22 protein-coding genes and 3 tRNA genes are annotated in these 21,205 nt (G+C 72.0%); 17 read left to right on the top strand and 8 right to left on the bottom strand.

Features of this window, described 5'->3' with window-relative positions:
• Positions 1-14: 14 nt before the first annotated feature.
• On the bottom strand, positions 15-1,103 hold the full coding sequence (nemA, locus tag ASG94_RS06885) for an N-ethylmaleimide reductase (protein WP_056925573.1): 1,089 nt from the start codon (positions 1,101-1,103) through the stop codon (positions 15-17).
• Positions 1,104-1,217: 114 nt separating this feature from the next.
• Between nemA and ASG94_RS06880 the strand changes: the two genes are divergently transcribed.
• The 3 genes from ASG94_RS06880 to ASG94_RS06870 are packed head-to-tail and all read left to right on the top strand — an operon-like array spanning position 1,218 to position 5,396.
• A complete protein-coding gene (locus ASG94_RS06880; RefSeq protein WP_268788569.1) occupies positions 1,218-3,650 on the top strand; it encodes an FdhF/YdeP family oxidoreductase in 2,433 nt (810 codons plus the stop codon).
• Between the two features lie 7 nt (positions 3,651-3,657).
• The gene (locus ASG94_RS06875) at positions 3,658-4,641 is read left to right on the top strand and encodes a pirin family protein (protein WP_056925572.1); all 984 of its coding nucleotides are present in this window, start codon (positions 3,658-3,660) and stop codon (positions 4,639-4,641) included.
• A 41-nt stretch (positions 4,642-4,682) separates the two neighbouring features.
• A complete protein-coding gene (locus ASG94_RS06870; RefSeq protein WP_056925571.1) occupies positions 4,683-5,396 on the top strand; it encodes a flavodoxin family protein in 714 nt (237 codons plus the stop codon).
• A 40-nt stretch (positions 5,397-5,436) separates the two neighbouring features.
• Here the strand turns inward: ASG94_RS06870 and ASG94_RS06865 are convergent, their stop codons facing one another.
• Entirely contained in the window at positions 5,437-6,009 is a 573-nt protein-coding gene (locus ASG94_RS06865; protein WP_056925570.1) for a TerD family protein, read from the bottom strand.
• A gap of 132 nt (positions 6,010-6,141) precedes the next feature.
• Between ASG94_RS06865 and ASG94_RS06860 the strand changes: the two genes are divergently transcribed.
• On the top strand, positions 6,142-6,732 hold the full coding sequence (locus tag ASG94_RS06860; RefSeq protein WP_200958029.1) for a DNA-3-methyladenine glycosylase I: 591 nt from the start codon (positions 6,142-6,144) through the stop codon (positions 6,730-6,732).
• A 27-nt stretch (positions 6,733-6,759) separates the two neighbouring features.
• On the opposite strand, the gene eda is transcribed toward ASG94_RS06860, so the two are convergent.
• The 3 genes from eda to zwf are packed head-to-tail and all read right to left on the bottom strand — an operon-like array spanning position 6,760 to position 10,776.
• Entirely contained in the window at positions 6,760-7,416 is a 657-nt protein-coding gene (gene eda / locus ASG94_RS06855) for a bifunctional 4-hydroxy-2-oxoglutarate aldolase/2-dehydro-3-deoxy-phosphogluconate aldolase (RefSeq protein ID WP_056925568.1), read from the bottom strand.
• Positions 7,400-9,292, bottom strand: a complete 1,893-nt coding sequence (gene edd, locus ASG94_RS06850) for a phosphogluconate dehydratase (protein ID WP_056925567.1) — start codon at positions 9,290-9,292, stop codon at positions 7,400-7,402. Before edd ends, eda begins: the two co-directional genes overlap by 17 nt.
• Positions 9,289-10,776 carry a glucose-6-phosphate dehydrogenase gene (gene zwf, locus ASG94_RS06845; protein ID WP_056925566.1) on the bottom strand — a complete coding sequence of 496 codons (1,488 nt, stop codon included), beginning with the start codon at positions 10,774-10,776 and terminating at the stop codon, positions 9,289-9,291. Before zwf ends, edd begins: the two co-directional genes overlap by 4 nt.
• 80 nt (positions 10,777-10,856) lie before the next feature.
• On the opposite strand from zwf, the gene ASG94_RS06840 reads away from it, so the two are divergent.
• The 7 genes from ASG94_RS06840 (at position 10,857) to ASG94_RS06810 (ending at position 14,541) form a co-directional block, all read left to right on the top strand.
• A complete protein-coding gene (locus tag ASG94_RS06840; protein ID WP_235537154.1) occupies positions 10,857-12,080 on the top strand; it encodes an ROK family transcriptional regulator in 1,224 nt (407 codons plus the stop codon).
• A gap of 83 nt (positions 12,081-12,163) precedes the next feature.
• Positions 12,164-12,236: transfer RNA gene (locus tag ASG94_RS06835), tRNA-Thr, on the top strand.
• A gap of 45 nt (positions 12,237-12,281) precedes the next feature.
• A tRNA-Met gene (locus tag ASG94_RS06830) sits at positions 12,282-12,358 on the top strand.
• Positions 12,359-12,416: 58 nt separating this feature from the next.
• Positions 12,417-12,587 (top strand): 50S ribosomal protein L33, encoded by a 171-nt coding sequence (rpmG, locus tag ASG94_RS06825; protein ID WP_056887613.1) that lies wholly within the window; start codon positions 12,417-12,419, stop codon positions 12,585-12,587.
• A gap of 70 nt (positions 12,588-12,657) precedes the next feature.
• Positions 12,658-13,101, top strand: coding sequence for an FAS1-like dehydratase domain-containing protein (locus ASG94_RS06820; protein ID WP_056925565.1), 444 nt, complete (start codon positions 12,658-12,660; stop codon positions 13,099-13,101).
• Complete coding sequence (locus ASG94_RS06815; protein ID WP_056925564.1) at positions 13,098-13,487, top strand: MaoC/PaaZ C-terminal domain-containing protein; 390 nt, start codon at positions 13,098-13,100, stop codon at positions 13,485-13,487. Before ASG94_RS06820 ends, ASG94_RS06815 begins: the two co-directional genes overlap by 4 nt.
• Positions 13,480-14,541 carry a UDP-N-acetylmuramate dehydrogenase gene (locus ASG94_RS06810; protein ID WP_056925563.1) on the top strand — a complete coding sequence of 354 codons (1,062 nt, stop codon included), beginning with the start codon at positions 13,480-13,482 and terminating at the stop codon, positions 14,539-14,541. Before ASG94_RS06815 ends, ASG94_RS06810 begins: the two co-directional genes overlap by 8 nt.
• Here ASG94_RS06810 and ASG94_RS22145 read toward each other — a convergent pair whose 3' ends face one another.
• Positions 14,542-15,186 carry a DUF4190 domain-containing protein gene (locus ASG94_RS22145; protein ID WP_200958028.1) on the bottom strand — a complete coding sequence of 215 codons (645 nt, stop codon included), beginning with the start codon at positions 15,184-15,186 and terminating at the stop codon, positions 14,542-14,544.
• Complete coding sequence (locus ASG94_RS06800; RefSeq protein ID WP_056925562.1) at positions 15,183-16,277, bottom strand: adenosine deaminase; 1,095 nt, start codon at positions 16,275-16,277, stop codon at positions 15,183-15,185. Before ASG94_RS06800 ends, ASG94_RS22145 begins: the two co-directional genes overlap by 4 nt.
• A gap of 133 nt (positions 16,278-16,410) precedes the next feature.
• Between ASG94_RS06800 and ASG94_RS06795 the strand changes: the two genes are divergently transcribed.
• The 6 genes from ASG94_RS06795 to ASG94_RS06770 all read left to right on the top strand — a co-directional run bounded on the left by ASG94_RS06795 (position 16,411) and on the right by ASG94_RS06770 (position 20,140).
• Positions 16,411-16,483, top strand: a tRNA-Trp gene (locus ASG94_RS06795).
• A 50-nt stretch (positions 16,484-16,533) separates the two neighbouring features.
• Entirely contained in the window at positions 16,534-16,791 is a 258-nt protein-coding gene (secE, locus tag ASG94_RS06790; RefSeq protein WP_056925561.1) for a preprotein translocase subunit SecE, read from the top strand.
• A gap of 91 nt (positions 16,792-16,882) precedes the next feature.
• Positions 16,883-17,758: a transcription termination/antitermination protein NusG gene (gene nusG / locus ASG94_RS06785; RefSeq protein ID WP_235537153.1), complete on the top strand. Its 876-nt coding sequence runs from the start codon at positions 16,883-16,885 to the stop codon at positions 17,756-17,758.
• A 69-nt stretch (positions 17,759-17,827) separates the two neighbouring features.
• Complete coding sequence (rplK, locus tag ASG94_RS06780; RefSeq protein WP_056925559.1) at positions 17,828-18,256, top strand: 50S ribosomal protein L11; 429 nt, start codon at positions 17,828-17,830, stop codon at positions 18,254-18,256.
• Positions 18,257-18,369: 113 nt separating this feature from the next.
• Positions 18,370-19,089, top strand: a complete 720-nt coding sequence (rplA, locus tag ASG94_RS06775; RefSeq protein WP_056925558.1) for a 50S ribosomal protein L1 — start codon at positions 18,370-18,372, stop codon at positions 19,087-19,089.
• A gap of 193 nt (positions 19,090-19,282) precedes the next feature.
• Positions 19,283-20,140, top strand: a complete 858-nt coding sequence (locus tag ASG94_RS06770) for a hypothetical protein (protein WP_056925557.1) — start codon at positions 19,283-19,285, stop codon at positions 20,138-20,140.
• 38 nt (positions 20,141-20,178) lie between these two features.
• On the opposite strand, the gene ASG94_RS06765 is transcribed toward ASG94_RS06770, so the two are convergent.
• Positions 20,179-21,174 (bottom strand): DnaB-like helicase C-terminal domain-containing protein, encoded by a 996-nt coding sequence (locus ASG94_RS06765; RefSeq protein WP_056925556.1) that lies wholly within the window; start codon positions 21,172-21,174, stop codon positions 20,179-20,181.
• Between the last annotated feature and the right edge of the window lie 31 nt (positions 21,175-21,205).

Below are 21,205 nucleotides of genomic sequence, written 5' to 3'. Positions count from 1 at the left end.
ACAGCGACAGCTGATCAGGCGTACGCCGGGTAGTCGACGTAGCCGGCGGCACCGCCGCCGTAGAAGGTCGAGCGGTCCTGCTCGTTGAGCGGCAGCGACTCCTCGAGCCGCCGCGGCAGGTCGGGGTTGGCGATGAACGTCCGCCCGAACGCCGCGGCGTCGATCCAGCCACGCCGCAGCACCTGCTCGGCCTTGTCCTTGTCGTAGGCGCCCGCGCCCACGATCACCCCGTCGTACGACGCCCGCAGCTCGTCGCGGAACGCGTCGGTGAGCGGCTCGCCCCCCGCCCAGTCGGGCTCGGAGAGGTGCAGGAAGGCGAGCCCGCGGGAGGAGAGCTCCCGGGCCAGCGCGAGCCCGGTCACGTCGCCGTCCGGGTCCTCGAGGCCGTTGAACGCCCCGATCGGGGAGATCCGGATGCCGACCCGGTCGGGGGACCACGCCTCGGCGACCGCGTCGACGACCGCGAGCGGCAGCCGGAGGCGGCCGGCGAGGTCGCCGCCCCACCCGTCGGTGCGGGTGTTGACCGTCGAGCTGAGGAACTGGTGGAGCAGGTAGCCGTGGGCGCCGTGGATCTCGACGAGGTCGAAGCCGGCGTCGCGGGCGTTGCGGGTCGCTGCGGCGTAGTCCTCGACCAGCCGGGGGAGCTCGTCGGTGTCGAGCGCGCGCGGCGTCGGGCAGTCGGCGCGGAAGACGGCGCCGTCGGCGTCGACCAGGCTGGTGCGGGACCGGAAGGGCTGGTCGGTCGCGGAGACGGGGAGGGCGCCGTCGTGCAGCGACTCGTGGTCGACGCGGCCGGTGTGCCAGAGCTGGGCCGCGACGAGCCCGCCCTCCGCGTGCACGGCGTCGGTCACCGCGCGCCAGCCCTCGACCTGCTCGGGGCTGTGGATGCCGGGGGTGTCGGCGTACCCCTTGCCCTCGGCCGAGATCTGGACGCCCTCGGTGATGACCAGGCCGGCGCTGGCGCGCTGGCGGTAGTAGTCGACCGCGTGGCGCGACGGCAGGTCGCCGGGCTGCTCGGCGCGCTGCCGGGTGAGCGGGGCCATGAAGACGCGGTTGCGGGCCGTGACGGCGCCGAGGTCCAGGGGGGAGAAGAGATCGGTCACGGGGAGGCCAACGGGCGTCACGGAGCCGACATTCCCCGGCGCGACCTTCCTCACGCGCTCCGGGGACCCCTCCGGGCGGTGTGCGATGAACGCGTGCGGGGCAGGATGGGGGCCGTGAGCCTCCTCTCCCAGCTGCGAGACGTCCCTGCCCGACTGCGCAACGAGTCGCGGCAGGTCCCCACCCACGACATCGACGAGTCGGAGGTCGAGGTCGACTCCACGTCCCACGCGGCTGCCGGTGCCACGGCGGTCGCCGTGGCCATGCGTCGCGCCATCGGCCAGATGGGCGTGCGCCGTACGGCGTCGACGCTCACCCGGCTCAACCAGGTCGACGGCTTCGACTGCCAGGGCTGCGCGTGGCCCGACCCCGAGGCCGGGCACCGGCACGCGGCGGAGTTCTGCGAGAACGGCGCCAAGGCCGTGGCCGAGGAGGCCACCCGCCAGAAGCTCGACCGGGAGTTCTTCGCGACCCACTCGGTCGCCGAGCTCGCCGAGCGGAGCGAGTTCTGGCTCGGCAAGCAGGGCCGGATCACCGAGCCGATGGTGCTGCGTCCCGGCGCCACCCACTACACGCCGATCTCGTGGGACGACGCGTTCACCACGATGGCCGGCCACCTGCGCCGCCTCGACGACCCCGACCAGGCGGTGTTCTACACCTCGGGCAAGACCTCCAACGAGGCCGCGTTCGTCTACCAGCTCTTCGTGCGCGCCCTGGGCACCAACAACCTGCCCGACTGCTCCAACATGTGCCACGAGTCGTCCGGCTCGGCGCTCAGCGAGACCATCGGCATCGGCAAGGGCTCGGTCAGCCTGGAGGACATCCACCAGGCCAAGCTCATCGTCGTGGTGGGCCAGAACCCGGGCACCAACCACCCGCGGATGCTCTCGGCCCTGGAGATCGCCAAGGAGCGCGGCGCGAAGATCATCGCGATCAACCCGCTCCAGGAGGCGGGCCTGGTCCGCTTCAAGAACCCCCAGAACGCCAAGGGACTCACCGTCGGCACCGGGATGGCGGACCTGCACCTGCCGGTCCGGCTCAACGGCGACCTCGCCCTCTTCCAGGCCATCGGCTCGCTGCTGGTGGAGTGGGACGCGCTCGACCACGACTTCCTGTCCGAGTACACCACCGGCTACACCGAGTACGCCGCCCACGTCGCCGACCTCGACTGGGCCAAGGTCGAGGCCTCGACCGGCCTGACCCGCGCCCAGATCACCGAGGCCGCGCGGATGTTCGCCGACTCCCCGGCCACGATCACCTGCTGGGCGATGGGCATCACCCAGCACCACAACGCGGTCGCCACCATCAAGGAGATCGTCAACGTCGCCCTGCTGCGCGGCGACATCGGCAAGCCCGGCGCCGGTGTCTGCCCGGTCCGCGGCCACTCCAACGTCCAGGGCGACCGGACCATGGGCATCTGGGAGCGCGTCCCCGACCACTTCCTCGACGCCATCCGCGACGAGTTCGGCTTCGAGCCGCCGCGCGAGCACGGCTTCGACACCGTCGGCGCCATCCAGGCGCTGCGCGACGGCAAGGCCCGCGTCTTCATGGGGATGGGCGGCAACTTCGTCGGCGCCGCCCCCGACACCGAGGCCACCGAGGCGGCGATGCGCAACGCCGCCCTCACGGTGCACGTCTCCACCAAGCTCAACCGCTCGCACGTCGTGCACGGCGGCGAGGCCCTCATCCTCCCGGTCCTCGGCCGCAGCGAGAAGGACCTCACCGGCGGTCGGGTCCAGCGCGTCACGGTCGAGGACTCGATGTCGGCCGTGCACGCCTCGAAGGGCCCGCTCGAGCCCGCCTCGGAGCACCTGCGCTCCGAGGTCGACATCGTCTGCTCGCTGGCGCTGGCCACCCTCGGCGAGGACTCGCCGGTGCCGTGGGCCGCGTTCCGCGACGACTACTCCGAGATCCGCCGCCGCATCGCCCGCGTCGTGCCCGGTTGCGCGTCGTACGACGAGAAGGTCGACCAGCCCGGCGGCTTCGTGCTCCCGCACCCGCCGCGCGACAACCGCATCTTCGAGACCGAGAGCGGCAAGGCGGTCATCACCTCGACCCCCGTCGAGGTGCTGGACGTGCCGGAGGGGCGCTTCCTGCTCCAGACGATGCGCTCGCACGACCAGTTCAACACCACCATCTACGGCCTCGACGACCGCTACCGCGGCGTCAAGGGTGGCCGGCGCGTCGTGTTCGTCCACCCTGACGACATCCGTGACCTCGGCTACGCCGACGGTGACCTCGTCGACCTGGTGAGCGAGTGGAAGGACGGTGTCGAGCGGGTGGCGAAGTCCTTCCGCGTCGTGCCCTACGACCAGCCGCGCGGGTGCGTGGCCGCCTACTACCCGGAGGCCAACCCGCTGGTGCCGCTCGACTCGACGGCCGAGAAGAGCAACCAGCCGGTCTACAAGTCCATCGTGGTCCGTCTCGAGCGAGCGGCCCCGGGCGCGGGGCAGGGCGACGGCCGACGTGAGGAGCGGACGGGATCCCACGGGTCCGACGAGCAGGGCACCGGCTCGATGCGCACCGACCACCCGCACCACCTGGCCTGAGCCCGCCATGACCAACCCGGAGCGCGATCCCGACGAGGTGGCCCTCGCGGCCGGCGACACCTCCTGCGGTGTCGAGGTGCTGACCGCGCGGGAGGTCCCGTTGGGCGGGCCACGGGCGATGACCGTACGCCGCACGCTCCCGCAGCGCGGTCGCTCGCTGATCGGCGCGTGGTGCTTCGTCGATCACTACGGGCCCGACCTCGTGGCCGAGACCGGCGGGATGAAGGTCGCCCCGCACCCGCACACCGGGCTGCAGACGGTGAGCTGGCTGTTCACCGGGGAGATCGAGCACCGGGACTCCGCGGGCCACCACGCGCTGGTCCGCCCGGGTGAGGTCAACCTGATGACGGCCGGTCGCGGCATCAGCCACTCCGAGGTCTCCACGCCCGGCACCACCGAGCTGCACGGCGCCCAGCTGTGGGTGGCGCTGCCCGGCGACTCCCGCGGCGTCGAGCCCGCGTTCGAGCACCACGTCCCCGACCCGGTGTCGGGGGACGGGTGGGAGGCCCGGGTCTTCCTCGGCTCCCTGCTCGGCGTCACCTCGCCGGTGGCGACGCACACTCCGCTCCTCGGTGCCGAGCTGATCGTCACGGCGGGCACCACGCTGGTCCTCGACGTGGACCCGGACTTCGAGCACGGGCTCCTGCTGGACTGCGGGGTCGCCACCGTCGACGGCCAGGAGGGCAAGCCCGCGGAGCTGGTCTACGCGGCGCCCGGCCGCGACACGCTCACCGTCGAGGCCCACGAGGACGTGCGGGCCCTGCTGCTGGGCGGCCCGCCGTTCGGGGAGTCGATCGTCATGTGGTGGAACTTCGTGGGCCGTACCCACGAGGAGGTCGTCGCCTTCCGCGAGGAGTGGCAGGCGCAGGTCGACGGCGTCACCGACAGCCAGGACGTCCGACCCGGTCGGTACGGCGTGGTGGTCGGCGACCACCTGGCCCCGATCCCCGCCCCGCCCCTGCCCAACGCGAGGCTGCGCGAGCGCCGCTGAACCCCTTGCGTGCCGTCCCCGTGGCGGGGACAGTTCGGTCCATGAGCGAGTGGGACTTCTCCGGCCTGTCGGCCATGTTCGTCAACTGCACCCTCAAGAAGAGTCCCGAGGTGAGCAACACCGAGGGACTCATCGACGCCAGCGCCGCGATCATGCTCAAGCACGGCGTCTCGGTCGAGGTGCTGCGCGCCGTCGACCACGACATCGCCACGGGCGTCTACCCCGACATGACCGAGCACGGGTGGGAGCGCGACGCCTGGCCGGACATCTACCCCCAGGTGCTGGCCAGCGACATCCTGGTGATCGCCGGCCCGATCTGGCTGGGGGACAACTCCAGCATCACCAAGAAGGTCATCGAGCGGCTCTACTCGCTGTCCGGGGAGCTCAACGACAAGGGCCAGTACCTCTTCTACGGCCGGACGGCGGGCTGCATCATCACCGGCAACGAGGACGGCATCAAGCACTGCGCCCAGAACGTCCTCTACTCCCTGCAGCACATCGGCTACACGATCCCGCCCAACGCCGACGCCGGATGGATCGGCGAGGCCGGGCCCGGGCCGTCGTACCTCGACCCGGGCAGCGGTGGCCCCGAGAACGACTTCACCAACCGCAACACCACGTTCATGACGTGGAACCTCATGCACACCGCGCAGATGCTCAAGGACGCCGGCGGAGTGCCGGGCCACGGCAACCAGCGGACCGCGTGGGACGCCGGAGCCCGCTTCGACTACGAGAACCCCGAGTACCGGAGCTGACGCCGCCCCTCGGGCACGCCGACGGTCGGGCGCTGGTGGGTCAGGCGTAGGGGAGCAGCACCGAGACGTCGTCGGTGGGCGTTTTGAGGGCGACCCCGGCGCCGATGGCGCGAAGCCGCCAGCCGGCACCGTCGCGGACGAGCGCGGCCATGACCAGACCGGTCTCGCGGACGCCGAGGGTCAGGGTGAAGCGGGCCAGCTCGGTGCCCGTGTCGTCGACGAGGCGGCAGTAGGCGTTGCGGATGAACTCCAGCGTGTGGCCCTGGTAGCTGCTCACCAGGAAGACGATCGAGTCGACCTTGCCGTAGACCTTGGACAGGTCGACGGTGAGGACCTCGTCGTCGCCCTCGCCCTTCCCGGTCAGGTTGTCGCCGAGGTGCACGACCGACCCGTCCCGCGTCTCGAGGTGGTTGAAGAACGCGAGGTCGAAGAGGGCCCCGCCCGCGAACTGCACCGCGGAGGCGTCCAGGTCGATCGGCGCCGCACCCGAACCGGCGAAGCCGGCCTTGTGCTCGTGGTCCCAGCCGACGCCCATCCGCAGCCGGGTCAGCGGCTTCCCGTCGCCCGCGGTCAGCGCCAGCTCCTGGCCCTCGTCAAGCTCGATCACGTCCACGTCCCGACCCTCCGCCCGGCGGTGCCCTCACCGCGTGCGTCCGAAACTACCCGTCCGCCCGTGACGGCCTCCCGAGCGGTGCCCGCGGCCAGCGCGCCGGGGGTGTCGGTGGCGTGCGCGAGGATGGCGCACATGAGCGCACCGGTGATCGGCGACGACGGGCTGGCCCGCTGTCCCTGGGCGGCGGGCGACCCCGTCAACCGGGACTACCACGACACCGAGTGGGGGCAGCGCGTCACAGGTGAGGCGGCGCACCTCGAGCGGCTGACGCTGGAGGCCTTCCAGTCGGGCCTGTCGTGGCTGACCATCCTCAACAAGCGCGAGGCGTTCCGCGAGGTGTTCGCCGGCTTCGACGCCGACGTGGTGGCGGCGTACGACGACACCGACGTCGAGCGGCTGATGGCCGAGCCGCGGATCGTGCGCAACCGCCGCAAGATCGAGGCGGCCGTCGCCAACGCCCGCGCCACCGTGGCGCTGCGCGAGCAGGGCGGGCTCGAGGCGTTCATCTGGTCGTTCCGGCCCGACGAGACGCCGGAGCCCGAGCACACCGGGCAGATGGCGACCACCTCGCCGGAGTCCCTCGCGCTGAGCAAGGCGCTCAAGAAGGCCGGCTTCGCCCACGTCGGGCCGACGACGATGTATGCCCTGATGGAGGCGGTCGGGCTGGTCGACGACCACCTCGTCGGCTGCCACCGGCGGGGCGCCAGCGGCGTCTGGGCCTGACCGGGCGCGGCCCGAGGCCGAGCGACCTCAGCCCAGTGCAGCGGCCTCGGCGGCGAACGCGCTCACCCGGTCCCAGTCGCCGGTCGCGAGCGCGTCGGCCGGGGTGAGCCACGAGCCGCCGACGCAGCCCACGTTGGGCAGGGCGAGGTACGACGGCGCGCTGGCCGCGGTGATCCCGCCGGTCGGGCAGAAGCGGGCGGCGGGCACCGGGGAGGCGATCGACTTCAGGTACGCCGCGCCGCCGGACGCCTCGGCCGGGAAGAACTTCATCTCGCTGAAGCCCGCCTCGAGGACGGCGAGGGCCTCCGAGACCGTCGCCGTGCCGGGCAGGAACGGCAGCCCGGAGTCGGCCATCGCCGCGAGCAGCGTCGGCGTCGAGCCGGGCGAGACCAGGAACTGCGCGCCCGCGTCGCGCGCCTGCTTCACCTGCCCGGGCGTCACGATCGTCCCCGCGCCGACCCGGATCTCGGGCACCGCGGCGGCGATCGCGTGGATCGCGTCCAGGGCGACCGGCGTCCGCAGCGTCAGCTCGATCACCGGCAGCCCGCCGGCGACGAGCGCCCGCGCGACCGGGACCGCGTGGGCCAGGTCCTCGATGACGACGACCGGCACCACCGGGACGAGAGAGAGCAGGGAGTCGGCGCCGAGGGCGTCGGCACCGTGGGACTCAGACGTGCTGGACAAGGGGGGCCTCCTCGGTGGGGGCGGGCAGGGGACGGATGACGCTGGCGCCGGTCTCGGCGGTGCCGACGATGGCCCGGAAGCCGGAGAACAGCTCGCGTCCGGTGCCCGCCCACTCGACGTCGTGGGGGGCGCGGCTGGTGGCCTCGCGGCGGTCGAAGTCGGCGTCGGGGACGTCCACCTCGAGCACGCCGGTCGCGGCGTCGACGGTGACCAGGTCGCCGTCGCGCACCCGGGCGAGCGGTCCGCCGAGGGCGGCCTCCGGGGTCACGTGGATCGCCGCCGGGACCTTGCCCGACGCACCCGACATCCGGCCGTCGGTCACGATCGCGACCTTCTGGCCGCGGTCCTGGAGCACTCCGAGCGCCGGCATCAGCTTGTGCAGCTCGGGCATCCCGTTGGCCGCAGGTCCCTGGTAGCGCACGACCGCGACGAGGTCGCAGCCGTCGAGACGGCCCTCGGCGAAGGCCGCGAGGAAGTCGGCCTGGTCGTCGAAGACCATCGCCGGGGCGGTGACCACGCGGTGCTCGGGCGCGACCGCGGAGGTCTTGACCACGGCGCGGCCCAGGCGCCCGGACAACATCCGCAGGCCCCCGTCGGGTGCGAACGGGTCGTCGGCCGGACGCAGCACCGAGGTGTCGAGCGAGGACTTGGGGCCCTCCTCCCACACCACCGCGTCGCCGTCGAGCCGGGCCTCGCGGGTGTGCCGCCACAGGCCCCGTCCCGAGACGGTGAGCACGTCGTCGTGGAGGTAGCCGTGCTTGAGCAGCGTGTGGACGAGGAACGGCGTCCCGCCGGCGGCCGCGAAGTGGTTGATGTCCGCGGTGCCGTTGGGATAGATCCGGGTCAGCAGCGGCACGGCGGCCGACAGGTCCGACAGGTCGTCCCAGGTGAGCGTGATGCCTGCGGCGGCCGCCATCGCGACGAGGTGCATCGTGTGGTTCGTCGAGCCGCCGGTCGCGAGCAGCGCGACACAGGCGTTGACGATCGCCTTCTCGTCGACCAGGTGCCCGACCGGGGTGGGCTCGCCGCCGGCGTGGGTGATCGCCACGATGCGCTCGCCCGCGGCGCGGTCCAGCGCCGCCCGCAGCGGGGTTCCCGGGTTGACGAACGTCGCGTCGGGCAGGTGCAGGCCCATCACCTCCATCAGCATCTGGTTGCTGTTGGCGGTGCCGTAGAAGGTGCAGGTGCCCTTCGAGTGGTACGACTGCGACTCGGCCTCGAGCAGCTCCTCGCGCCCGACCTTGCCCTCGGCGTACAGCTGGCGCACCCGCGCCTTCTCGCCGTTGGGCAGCCCCGAGGTCATCGGCCCGGCGGGCACGAAGACGGTGGGCAGGTGGCCGAAGGACAGCGCCCCGATCAGCAGCCCGGGCACGATCTTGTCGCAGACGCCGAGCATCATCGCGGCGTCGAACATGTCGTGCGAGAGCGCGACCGCGGTCGACATGGCGATGAGGTCCCGGCTGAAGAGCGAGAGCTCCATGCCGGCGCGGCCCTGGGTGATGCCGTCGCACATGGCGGGGACGCCGCCGGCGAACTGCGCCAGCCCGCCGGCCCGCACGACCGACTTCTTGAGCACCTCCGGGACGTCACGGAAGGGCTGGTGGGCCGAGAGCATGTCGTTGTACGACGACACGATGGCCACGTTGGGCTTGCGGCCGGAGCGGAGCCCGGTCTTCACCGGCTCCTCGGAGGCTGCGAAGCCGTGCGCGAGGTTGGCGCAGGCCAGCCGGCCCCGGGCCGGCCCCTTGTCGGCGGCGGCGTCGATGCGGGCGAGGTACGCCGAGCGGGTCGCGGCGCTGCGCCGGGCGATCCGCTCGGTGACCTCCGCGACGACGGGATGGACGCCGGGGTGGACGGGACGGGACGAGGTGCTCATTCGGTCTCCTGCCAGGATCGGCCGTCGCGCTCGAGGAGCGTGGCGGCGGCGACGGGTCCGTGCGTGCCGGCGGGGTAGCGCCGGGGTCGGTGCGTGGGCCGCGACCAGCGGTCGAGGATCGGGGCCACCCACGCCCAGGCCGCCTCGACCTCGTCGCGACGCATGAACAAGGTGGTGTTGCCGCGCACGACGTCCATGAGGAGCCGCTCGTAGGCGTCGGGTGAGCGACCGCCGAAGGCGGCGGCATAGCTGAGGTCGAGCGAGACCGGCCGCAGCCGGATGCCCCCGGGGCCGGGCTCCTTGGCCGTCATGTGCAGCCGCATGCCCTCGTCGGGCTGGACGCGGATGTGCAGGCGGTTGGGCTCGGTGGGGCCCTCGCTGTGCGGGAACATCGGGTGCGGCGGCTCCTTGAAGACCACGACGATCTCCGAGACCCGCTCGGCCATCCGCTTGCCGGTGCGCAGGTAGAACGGGACGCCGGCCCAGCGCCAGTTCTGCACCTCGGTGCGCATCGCGACGTACGTCTCGGTGCTGCTCTCGTGGCCGACCTCGGCGGCGTACGACGGCGCGGGTGCCCCGTCACAGAGCCCGGCGGCGTACTGACCGGCCACGATGTCGCGGTCCACCAGCTCGGGGGTCAGCGGTCGCAGGGCCTGGAGGACCTTGAGCTTCTCGTCGCGGACCGTCTCGCGGTCGACGTACGTCGGGGGCTCCATCGCGACCAGGCAGACCAGCTGGAGCAGGTGGTTCTGCACCATGTCGCGCAGCGCGCCGGAGCGGTCGTAGTACGAGCCGCGCTCGCCGACCCCCAGCGACTCCGAGACGGTGATCTGCACGTGGTCGACCCAGCGGCTGTTCCACAGCGGCTCGAGGAAGGTGTTGGCGAAGCGGGTGACGAGGAGGTTCTGGACGCTCTCCTTGCCCAGGTAGTGGTCGATGCGGAAGATGTGCGACTCGTCGAAGACCCGGCCCACGGCCTCGTTGACCGTCCGGGCGGTGTCCAGGTCGGTGCCGATCGGCTTCTCCAGCACCACCCGGGAGCGGTCGGTGGCCAGGCCGACCTGGTCGAGGTGCTCGCAGATGGGCCCGAAGAGCGCCGGTGCGACCGCGAGGTAGAAGACCCGGATGACGTCCTCGCTCGCGGCGCCGTCCTTGAGCCGGTCGTGGAGGCGGTGCCAGTCGCTGACGTCCTCCACGTCGAGGGTGACGTGGTGCAGGCGGCCGACGAGGCGGCGTACGACGTCGTCGGTGAGCTCGTCGGCGGCGACGTGCTCGGACAGGGCGTCCTCGACCATCGAGCGGTAGCCCTCGTCGTCGACCTCGGCCCGGGAGACGCCGATGATCCGGAACCCGTCGGGCAGCTGGCCGTCGCGGTCGCGGAGGTAGAGGGCGGGGAGCAGCTTGCGCAGGGCGAGGTCCCCGGTGCCGCCGAAGACGGTGAAGTCGCAGGGCTCCACGGGGGTGGCCGCCGTTGGTCCGTTCATGGGAGACCACCGTACGGAGCATTAGGCACTCCGGCAACCGAAGTTCGGTTTTTTCAGGACGTAAGTCATGCAGTGCTTGAATGCCGAGCACCATGTCCCTGCCCGCGAGCGCTCCACCGCCCCCACCGCCGACGCCGCCGTCGCCCGGCGCCACTGCCGGCGACCTCCTCGAGCTCATCCGGTCCGGGCGGGCCACGACGCGCGGCGAGCTGGGTCGCGTCACCGGTCTCTCGCGCACCGCGGTGAGCGCGCGGCTGACCTCCCTCGTCGCTGCCGGCCTCGTGCTGGAGGGCGAGGAGGAGTCCGCGACGGGCGGACGTCCGGCCTCGACCCTGGTGCTCGACCGGGACGCCGGCCTGGTCCTCGCCGTCGCGGTCGGCCGCAGCCGCTCGCAGATGTCCGTCTGCGCCCTCGACGGCACCGAGCTGGCCTCGGTCAGCCACGACCAGGAGGTCGGCCTGGGCCCCGACGTGCTGATGCCCGTGGTCGCCGGCCACCTCGCCCGGATGCTGGCCGACCTGGGCCGCGCGGGCGACGAGGTCCGCGGCATCGGGATGTCGCTGGCCGGCACGGTCGATCGCGACCGGGGCGTCAGTGTGGACTCGCCGGCGCTGTCGGGCTGGGACGGCGTCCCGCTCGCGCCCTACCTGCGCGAGGTCGCCGACGCGCCGCTGGTCGTCGACAACGACTGCAACGTGATGGCCGCCTCCGAGCGTGACGGCCACCTGATCGACCACGACGACGTCCTCGTCCTCAAGGCCTCCACCGGCCTCGGCCTCGGCATCGTGGCCGGTGGGCAGCTCGTGCGCGGCCACCGCGGGGCGGCCGGCGAGCTCGGCCACGTCAAGGTCCCGGCCGCGGCCGGGCTGCCGTGCCGCTGCGGCGACACGGGTTGCCTGGAGGCGGTCGCCGGGGGGTGGGCACTCGTTGAGCGACTGCGCGAGAGTGGCCGCGAGGTCCACCACGTCCGGGACCTGGTCGCCCAGGCCGTGATCGGCCACGGCGAGGCGCGCGCGATCGTGCGCGAGTCAGGGCGCCGGGTCGGGGAGGCCCTGGCCGCCACCGTCACCGTCCTCAACCCACGGGCCGTGGTCGTCGGCGGTGACATGGCCGGCGCCTTCGACACCTTCGCCGCGGGCCTGCGCGACACCCTGTTCCCCGGCACCACGGCGCTCGCCGGACGCGACCTGCAGGTGCTCCCGGCGACGTACGGCGAGCGCGCCGGCCTGGTCGGCTGCGTCCGTCTGGTCCTCGACGAGGTGCTCTCCCCGCGGGCCGTCGACGCCCTCCTGGCCCGGCCTTGATGAGCCTGATTTAGGGCCGTGGGACGGCAGGGTGGAGGCGATTTCTCGTATCCCCGGAGCCGTGTGTATTCTCTTCCGCTGTTGCCCCTTTAGCTCAGTCGGCAGAGCGTCTCCATGGTAAGGAGAAGGTCTACGGTTCGATTCCGTAAAGGGGCTCTGGTTGGAGCACCGTCGTAGACTTCGGCGGTCGCCCCTCCCGGCGGCGGGGTAGCTCAGGTGGTTAGAGCACACGGCTCATAATCGTGGTGTCGCGGGTTCGAGTCCCGCCCCCGCTACCACCAAGACCAGCACCATCCAGGCGCAGCCCGCATCACGCACACCGACGAAGGACTTCCCGTGGCCAGCAAGAGCTCTGACGTTCGCCCCAAGATCACGCTCGCGTGCGTCGATTGCAAGGAGCGGAACTACATCACCAAGAAGAACCGCCGCAACGACCCCGACCGCATCGAGCTGAAGAAGTTCTGCCCGCGTTGCCGCACCCACACCGCGCACCGCGAGACCCGCTGAGCGAGCGGCCCCCTCTCCACCACCGACCCGTCGAGGATCTCGACGGGTCGGTGTCATTTAGTCTCTGACCATGCCTGTCGACCAGTCCCTGGTGGGGCGCGAGTTCCCGCCGACCGCCCCCCTCGAGGTGACCGTGGAGCGGGTGGCCGCGTTCGCGGCGTCCCTCGGCACGTCGTACGACGACGCCGGCACCCCACCCGCGGTGCCCCCGACGTACCCGATCGTGCTGGCCTTCGACGCCATGCAGGCCTTCCTGGCCTCCGAGCAGATCGACCTGTTCCGCATCGTGCACGGTGAGCAGCGCTTCACCTACGAGCGCCCGGTCCGGCTCGGCGACGTGCTGACCGCCACCCTCAGCGTCGTCAGCCTGCGCCAGATCGGCGGCGCCGACATCATCGGCACCAGCAGCGCCATCACCGACGCCGACGGCGCCCTCGTGTGCACGGGTCGGGCCACGCTCGTCCACTCGGCCGCTCCCGCGGCCACCCCGTCCGCAGAGCAGGAGACGGCATGAACGCCGGCGACGCCCTCACGCCCCGCACCTTCGCGATCACCCGCGCCGACCTCGTGGCGTACGCCGAGGCGGCCGGCGACCCCAACCCGATCCACCAGGACGAGGCGGTCGCCCGCAGCGTCGGCCTGCCCGGCGTCATCGCCCACGGGATGCTCACCCTCGGGCTCGTCGGGCGTGCCGTCGAGGAGTGGACCGGCGGCGCCGAGGTCGTGGAGCTCGGCTGCAAGTTCACCCAGCCGGTGGTGGTGCCCGCCGAGGGCGCGGCCGAGGTCGTCGTCGCCGGCACCGTCAAGAGCGTGGCCGACGGCCTGGTCACCTTGGCGCTCGAGGTCACCTGCGAGGGCACGAAGGTGCTGGGCATGCCCAAGGCCGTCGTCCGTGCCTGACGCCCCCGTCCTGCTGCGCGACCACACGACCCTGCGACTCGGCGGGCCCGCCCGCGAGTGGGTGCGGGCGACGAGCGAGCAGGAGCTGGTCGACGCGGTCGCCGAGGCCGACGACGCCGGGACCCCGGTGCTCGTCCTCGGCGGCGGGTCCAACCTCGTGGTCGCCGACGCGGGCTTCGAGGGCCGCGTCGTCGAGGTCGCCACGCGCGGCATCAGTGCCGACACGGACGGTGAGGACGGCGCGGTGTGCGGCGGGGTCGTGGTCCGCGTCGCCGCAGGGGAGGGCTGGGACGACCTGGTGGCCACCGCCGTCGAGCGGGGCTGGGTCGGCGTCGAGGCGCTCTCGGGGATCCCCGGCAGCGTCGGTGCGACCCCGATCCAGAACGTCGGCGCCTACGGCCAGGAGGTCAGCCAGACCATCGCGTCCGTGCGCGTCTGGGACCGGACCCTGCGCGGGGTGCGCACCTTCGCGGCTGCCGAGTGCGACTTCGGCTACCGGCACTCGCGGTTCAAGGGCGACCCGGGGCGGCACGTCGTGCTGACCGTCGACTTCCAGCTGCCGGTCGGCACCCTGGGCGCTCCCATGGCGTACGCCGAGCTCGCCCGCACCCTCGGCGTCGAGCTGCACGGTCGGGCTCCGCTCGCCGACGTCCGTGCGGCCGTGCTGGGCCTGCGTGCGGGCAAGGGGATGGTCCTCGATGCCGACGACCACGACACGTGGAGCGCCGGCTCGTTCTTCACCAACCCGTTCCTCACCGCGGAGCAGGCGGCCGCGCTGCCCGACGACGCCCCGCGCTGGCAGCAGCCCGACGGTCGCACCAAGTCCAGCGCGGCGTGGCTCATCGAGCACGCCGGCTTCCGCAGGGGCCACGGGCGCGACCTGCGGGGTGGTCGCGCCAGCCTCTCCACCAAGCACACCCTGGCCCTCACCAACCGCGGCGGTGCCAGTGCCGACGACCTGCTGGCGCTGGCCCGCGAGGTCCGCGACGGTGTCGAGGCGGCGTACGGCGTCCGGCTGGTCAACGAGCCGGTGCTCGTCGGCTGCGAGCTCTGACTAGAGGTTCGACTCGAACGTCGTGGTCGAGTCGACCGTGCTGACCTCCCCGGTCACGGCCACCGCCAGGACCACGAGCCCGACGACCGCCAGGATGCCCAGCACCAGCAGCACGGTGCCGATGATGCCCATGATCCGGCCCGCCTGCGCCTGCTCGCGCCCGCTCCAGCGACCGGGCTGCGCGTCGATCTCCTTGACCACGCGGCCGCCGGTGCGCCAAGCGAACGGCGCGGCGAGGACCGGGAAGATGCAGATGAACAGGCCGATGAGCGACACCAGGCCGAGCACCAGCGCGGTGGTCGCCTGGGGGTGCGGCGGCGGCGCTGCGTAGCCGGGTTGCGCGTACCCGCCGTACTGCCCCGGCTGGACCGGTTGGCCGTAGGTGCCGGGCGGCTGGGCGTAGGGGTCCTGGCCGTAGGGCGACGGCTGCACGCCGTACGGCTGCGTGGGCGGCTCGCCGCCGTAGGGCGTGTGCGTCGGGGGAGCGCCGTACGACGAGGTGTCCGCGTCGCCGTAGGGGTTGGCCGGCTCGGCGCCCTGCCCGGGGTACTGCGGCGTCTGCGACCCGTCCGGGTTGGTGTGCAGGTAGTCCTCGGGGCGGTGCTGCGGGTCCGGCTGCTGGCCGGGCTGGTCCTCGGTGCTCACGAGGACATACTCCCAGCCGGGACGGCGTCGCGCAGGTGGTCTGCACCGGCGAGCCAGGCGTCGACCTCGGCCAGCGCACGGCGGCGTACGTCGTCAGGGGCGCGGGACGCGGCGAACGACGAACGGGCCAGCGACGCCAGGTCGGCGTCGGTGAGCTCGTGCGCGGCCCGCATGGTGGCGTACTGCCCGGCCAGCCGGGAGCCGAAGAGCAGCGGGTCGTCGGCGCCCAACGCGATCGTGGCCCCCGCGGCCATCAGCTGGGGGAGCGGCACCGAGGTGAGGTCGGAGTAGACCCCGAGCGCGACGTTGGAGACGGGGCAGACCTCGAGGGCCACCCCGGCCTCGACGATGCGGTCGAGCAGGGCGGGGTCCTCGGCGGCGCGCACGCCGTGGCCGAGCCGGTCGGCGTGCAGGTCGTCGAGGCAGAGCCGGATGTGGTCCGGACCGCGCAGCTCGCCCCCGTGGGGGACCAGCAGCAGCCCGGCGCGCTCGGCGATCGCGAAGGCCGGCGCGAAGTCGCCGGTCACGCCGCGGCGCTCGTCGTTGGAGAGCCCGAAGCCGACCACCCCGCGGTCGGCGTACTGCGCGGCGAGCCGGGCCAGGGTGCGGGCGTCGAGCGGGTGCCGGGTGCGGTTGGCGGCCACCACCACCGCGATCGCCAGGCCGGTGCGCTCGGAGGCGTCGCGGACGCAGTCCAGGACCAGGTCGGTGAAGGCGGTGATGCCGTCGAAGCGGGCGGCGTACCCGCTCGGGTCGACCTGGATCTCCAGCCAGCGGCCCCCGTCGGCGACGTCGTCCTCGGCGGCCTCGAGGACCAGGCGTCGTACGTCGTCGGGTGTGCGCAGCACCGACCGGGCCACGTCGTAGAGGCGCTGGAAGCGGAACCAGCCCTTCTCGTCGGCGGCCGAGAGCTGCGGCGGCCAGTCCTCCACCAGCGAGTCGGGCAGGGCGATCCCGTCCCGCTCGGCGAGCTCGAGCAGCGTGCCGTGGCGCATGGAGCCGGTGAAGTGGAGGTGGAGGTGCGCCTTGGGCAGTGCTCGCACGTCCCGGCGTGCTGCCCGGCTGTCCCCGTCGTTCCCGGCGTGACCCATGGCGGCGATCGTAGGCGGAGCGACGCCGGTTCGACGCGGCTGGGGCCCGCCCCGTATGCTTCCCGTTTGGTGGATTCCCCGCATGCTTCGCCATGCCCGTCACCGGGTGCGGCAGCCGCGGGGGGACCGTCGGAGGGCACTAGCTCAACTGGCAGAGCATCGGTCTCCAAAACCGAAGGTTGGGGGTTCAAGTCCCTCGTGCCCTGCGAAACAACACTGCAAGGACAAACGGATCAACGAGTGAGAGGTGGCAGGCGTGTCGGACTCCCCGGCTGTGCACGAGCCGCGTGAGGAATCGCGCGGCGACGATCGCCAGCGCACGGGTCCGGTCACCTTCTACCGCCAGGTGATCGCCGAGCTCCGCAAGGTCGTGTGGCCCACGCAGGAGCAGCTGACCACCTACTTCCTCGTGGTGATGGTGTTCGTGATCGTGATGATGGCCTTCGTGTCGGTGCTGGACCTGGCCTTCGGCAAGCTCGTCTTCGCGATGTTCACGGGCAACTCCGACCAGTGACCCGACGCCGGCTCGTCCGGCGCGCAGTCCCCATCCACCCCGGCCCACCACTGGGCCGGGACACCTGTACACCGACGTGACGGAGCAAGCCGTGTCCGACCAGTTCGACTCCCCGGACCAGAACGACGCCGAGGCGTCCACCGACGAGACCCCCGAGGTCGCGTCGCAGGACGCCACCACCGGCGACGACCTGGTGACCGACGAGTCGGTGCCGTCCGGCGTCCAGACCGTCGACGCGTCGCTCACCACCGAGGCGCTCACCGACGCCGAGGAGCCCGCCCCGACGGACGAGGCCGGCGACGAGACCGACGAGCAGGCCGACGAGCAGGCCGCCGACGCCGACGACCCCCTCGAGGCCTTCCGCCGCGAGCTGTGGGCCAAGCCGGGCGACTGGTTCGTCGTGCACACCTACTCCGGCATGGAGAAGCGGGTCAAGCAGAACCTCGAGAACCGCATCATCTCCCTCAACATGGAGGACTACATCCACGAGATCGTGGTCCCCACCGAAGAGGTCGCCGAGATCAAGAACGGCCAGCGCAAGATGGTCACGCGGACCGTCCTGCCCGGCTACGTGCTCGTCCGCATGGACCTCACCGACGAGTCCTGGTCGGCCGTGCGCCACACGCCCTCGGTCACCGGCTTCGTCGGCCACAGCCACCAGCCCGTGCCGCTGAGCATGAGCGAGGTCGAGGACATGCTCGCCCCCGCCGTGGTCGCCGTCGCCGAGGCCGAGGCTGCTGCTGCCGCCGGTGACAAGCCGGCCGCGGCCGCCGCGGCCAAGAAGCCCGTCGAGGTCGCCGACTTCGACGTGTCCGACTCCGTGATGGTGGTCGACGGTCCGTTCGCCACGCTGCACGCGACGATCACCGAGATCAACGCCGAGTCCCAGAGGGTCAAGGCCCTCGTCGAGATCTTCGGCCGGGAGACCCCGGTCGAGCTGAGCTTCAGCCAGATCCAGAAGGTCTGACGCTCACCCGCAACACCCGTGGCAGGGGGCACCCGCCCTCGTCAGGACCACAGAGAACAGGAAGAGAACATGCCTCCCAAGAAGAAGATCGCTGCGCTCGTCAAGGTGCAGCTCCAGGCCGGTGCCGCGACCCCGGCCCCCCCGGTCGGTACGGCGCTCGGCCCGCACGGCGTCAACATCATGGAGTTCTGCAAGGCCTACAACGCGCAGACCGAGTCGATGCGCGGCAACGTGATCCCCGTCGAGATCACGATCTACGAGGACCGCAGCTTCGAGTTCATCACGAAGACGCCGCCCGCCGCCGAGCTCATCAAGAAGGCCGCCGGCCTGTCGAAGGGCTCCGGCGTCCCGCACAAGGAGAAGGTCGGCAAGCTGAGCAAGGAGCAGATCCGCGAGATCGCGACCACCAAGCTCCCCGACCTCAACGCCAACGACATCGACGCCGCGATGAAGATCGTCGAGGGCACCGCTCGTTCCATGGGCGTCACCACCGACTGATCACCTCCGAGGCGCCGCGCCCGCGGCACCGACGGACATCCCGGCTCCCCAGCCGACACCCCGTGGCAGGACCGCGCTGGTCCACTGACCACAACTGACGAAAAGAGACAGACATGCAGCGCAGCAAGACCTACCGCGCGGCGGCCGAGCAGTTCGACAAGGACGAGCTCCACGCCCCGCTGACCGCCATCAAGATCGCCAAGGGCGGCTCCAAGAAGAAGTTCGACGAGACCGTGGACGTCGTCATGCGCCTCGGTGTCGACCCGCGCAAGGCCGACCAGATGGTCCGCGGCACCGTCAACCTCCCGCACGGCACCGGCAAGACCGCCCGTGTCCTGGTGTTCGCCAACGCCGACAAGGCCGAGGCCGCCCGTGAGGCCGGCGCCGACTTCGTCGGTGGCGACGAGCTCATCGAGAAGGTCAACGGCGGCTGGCTCGACTTCGACGCCGTCGTCGCGACGCCCGACATGATGGGCAAGGTCGGCCGCCTCGGTCGCGTCCTCGGCCCCCGCTCGCTGATGCCCAACCCGAAGACCGGCACGGTGACCCCCGACGTCGCCAAGGCCGTCACGGACATCAAGGGCGGAAAGATCGAGTTCCGCGTCGACCGCCACGCCAACCTGCACTTCATCATCGGCAAGGCGTCCTTCTCCGAGGCCCAGCTCGCGGAGAACTACGCCGCCGCCCTCGAGGAGGTGCTGCGTCTCAAGCCGGCCAGCTCCAAGGGCCGCTACATCAAGAAGGTCACCGTCTCCACGACGATGGGCCCCGGTGTCCAGGTCGACCCCAACCGCACCAAGAACGTCGCGGTCGAGGACGACGCCCAGGCCTGAGCCGCACTCCGGCACAGCCTGAGCGGCACCCCGCTCCACCGACGCCCCGGTCATCCACGTGATGGCCGGGGCGTCGTCGTCCGCTGGGACCGGGTGGGAGGATGAGGAGGCGCGCGGGTACCGACACGCCGGGTTTGTCACGGGGACGGCCGGGTAGGCACCTCGTCGCGACCACCACGACGAAGGAGCCCCCATGGCCCGCCCCACCCTCGCCCGACGCCTCGGCGCCGCCACCTTGCTGACCACCCTCGCCCTGTCCACCGCCGCGTGCGGCAGCGACAGCGGCTCGGAGGCCTCCAGCGGCACCGACGCGAGCGGGACGAGCGAGTCCTCGGACGAGGAGTCGCCCGAGGCGTCCGGTGACCTCGAGGAGCTCGACGCCGCGGAGTTCTACCCCTCCGTGATGGAGGCCCTCCAGGACGCCGAGACGTTCGCGTTCACCATGAGCAGCAGCACGGAGGGCTCCGATGCGGGCTCCATGGACATGCAGGGCGTCATGCGGTACGACGACGACGGCGTCGACCTCCAGGCCACCGGCACGGGCCAGGGGGCCGACGAGCTGGAGATGATCATGCTGGACAAGGTGCTCTACATGAGCGGCGTCGGCATGGACCTCGGCGGCAAGAAGTGGCTCAAGATCGACATGAGCGACCCCGACAGCCTGTTCGGCATGCTCGGCAAGTCCACGGACCCGGAGCTGATGTTCAAGGCGATGGAGGAGCCGAAGGAGTTCGAGCTGCTCGGGACCGAGGAGGTCGACGGCGTCGATACCAACCACTACAAGGTCGTCATGGACACCGCCGCCTACGTGAAGGCGATGGAGATGCCGGCCGAGCTCGCGTCCTCGATGCCCGAGGACATCGCGGTCGAGATGTGGGTGGACGCCGACAACCTGCCGCGCCAGTTCCGGCAGGAGCTCGAGGTCCCCGGCATCGCCGGCGGCGAGGCCAGCACCAGCAGCACCGAGGGCACCTACACCGACTACGGCACCGATGTGACCATCGAGGCGCCGCCCGCGTCCGAGGTCGCCGACAAGATGCCCGGCATGTGACCCGCACGTGACCGGCAGGCGAGCGGCTCGCCGGGCAGCTACTCGACGAACACCCGGTCGTCGATCAGCTGCTCGGCGACCTCGCGGCCGTCGGGCTCGAAGCGGCCCTGGTCGAAGCGCTTCTTGTACTCCAGCTCGATGCTGTCGCGACCGAACCGGTTCTTCTCCACGCTCAGCACCGCCCACTGGCGGAAGCGCTCGGCGTTGCCGAGGTCGTAGGTCAGGTGGTGCTTGGCGACGACGTCGAACTTGTTGCTCAGCACCAGGATGACGTCGGCCTCGTAGGCCAGCGCGGAGGACCCGCGCAGGTGGTGGGTGCGCATCCGCATCCCGGTGCGCAGGGCCTGCTTGTCGGCCGCGACCACCGCGAGGACCGGGGCCGCGAGGTCGATGGCGAGGTCCTTGAGCCCCTCGACCACCACGGTGCTGCGCTCGACCTCGTCGCCCACCCGGCCGGGAACCAGCACCTTCTGCAGGTAGTCGACCACGACCATCGGCGTGGTGCCCGTGGCCGCGCGCACCTCGTCGACCCGCTCACGGATCTGGGCGAGGTCCGTGCGGGCGCCTGTGGAGCGGTGCACGAAGAGCATCTCGGCGTACGACCGGACCTCGGCCAGAGCCCTCAGGGCCCCGGGGACGTGCGCGAGCCGCTCCTCGAGGGGGCCGGCGTCCACCGCGTCGAAGGCCTCCCGGATGGAGCTCAGGCGGACCTGGTGGGAGTCGTCCTTCTCGCCTGCCTCGAGGGCCATCAGCTTGAGGACGAGGTCCTCGGCGTCGTGCTCGAAGGAGAAGTACACGACCGGGCGGCCGGTGCGGGCCACGGTGCGGCAGACCTGCACCGCGAAGGTCGTCTTGCCCAGGCCCTGGGGCCCGGCGAGCAGCACCAGCGAGCCCGCCCGCAGGCCGCCGCCGATGAGGGGGTCGAGGGCGCCGAAGCCGGTCGGCCACAGGCGCTCGGAGATCCGGCGGCCCCCGCGCATCCGTTCCTCGGTGTGTGCCAGGGTCGCGCCGATGGTGCTGAGCTTGTCGTCCACGGGACCATGGAACCAACTGTGCGCCGTCGGC

Source organism: Nocardioides sp. Soil805, from assembly GCF_001429625.1.
Taxonomy (GTDB): Bacteria; Actinomycetota; Actinomycetes; order Propionibacteriales; family Nocardioidaceae; genus Nocardioides.
This window is presented reverse-complemented; position numbering and strand designations above follow the sequence as displayed.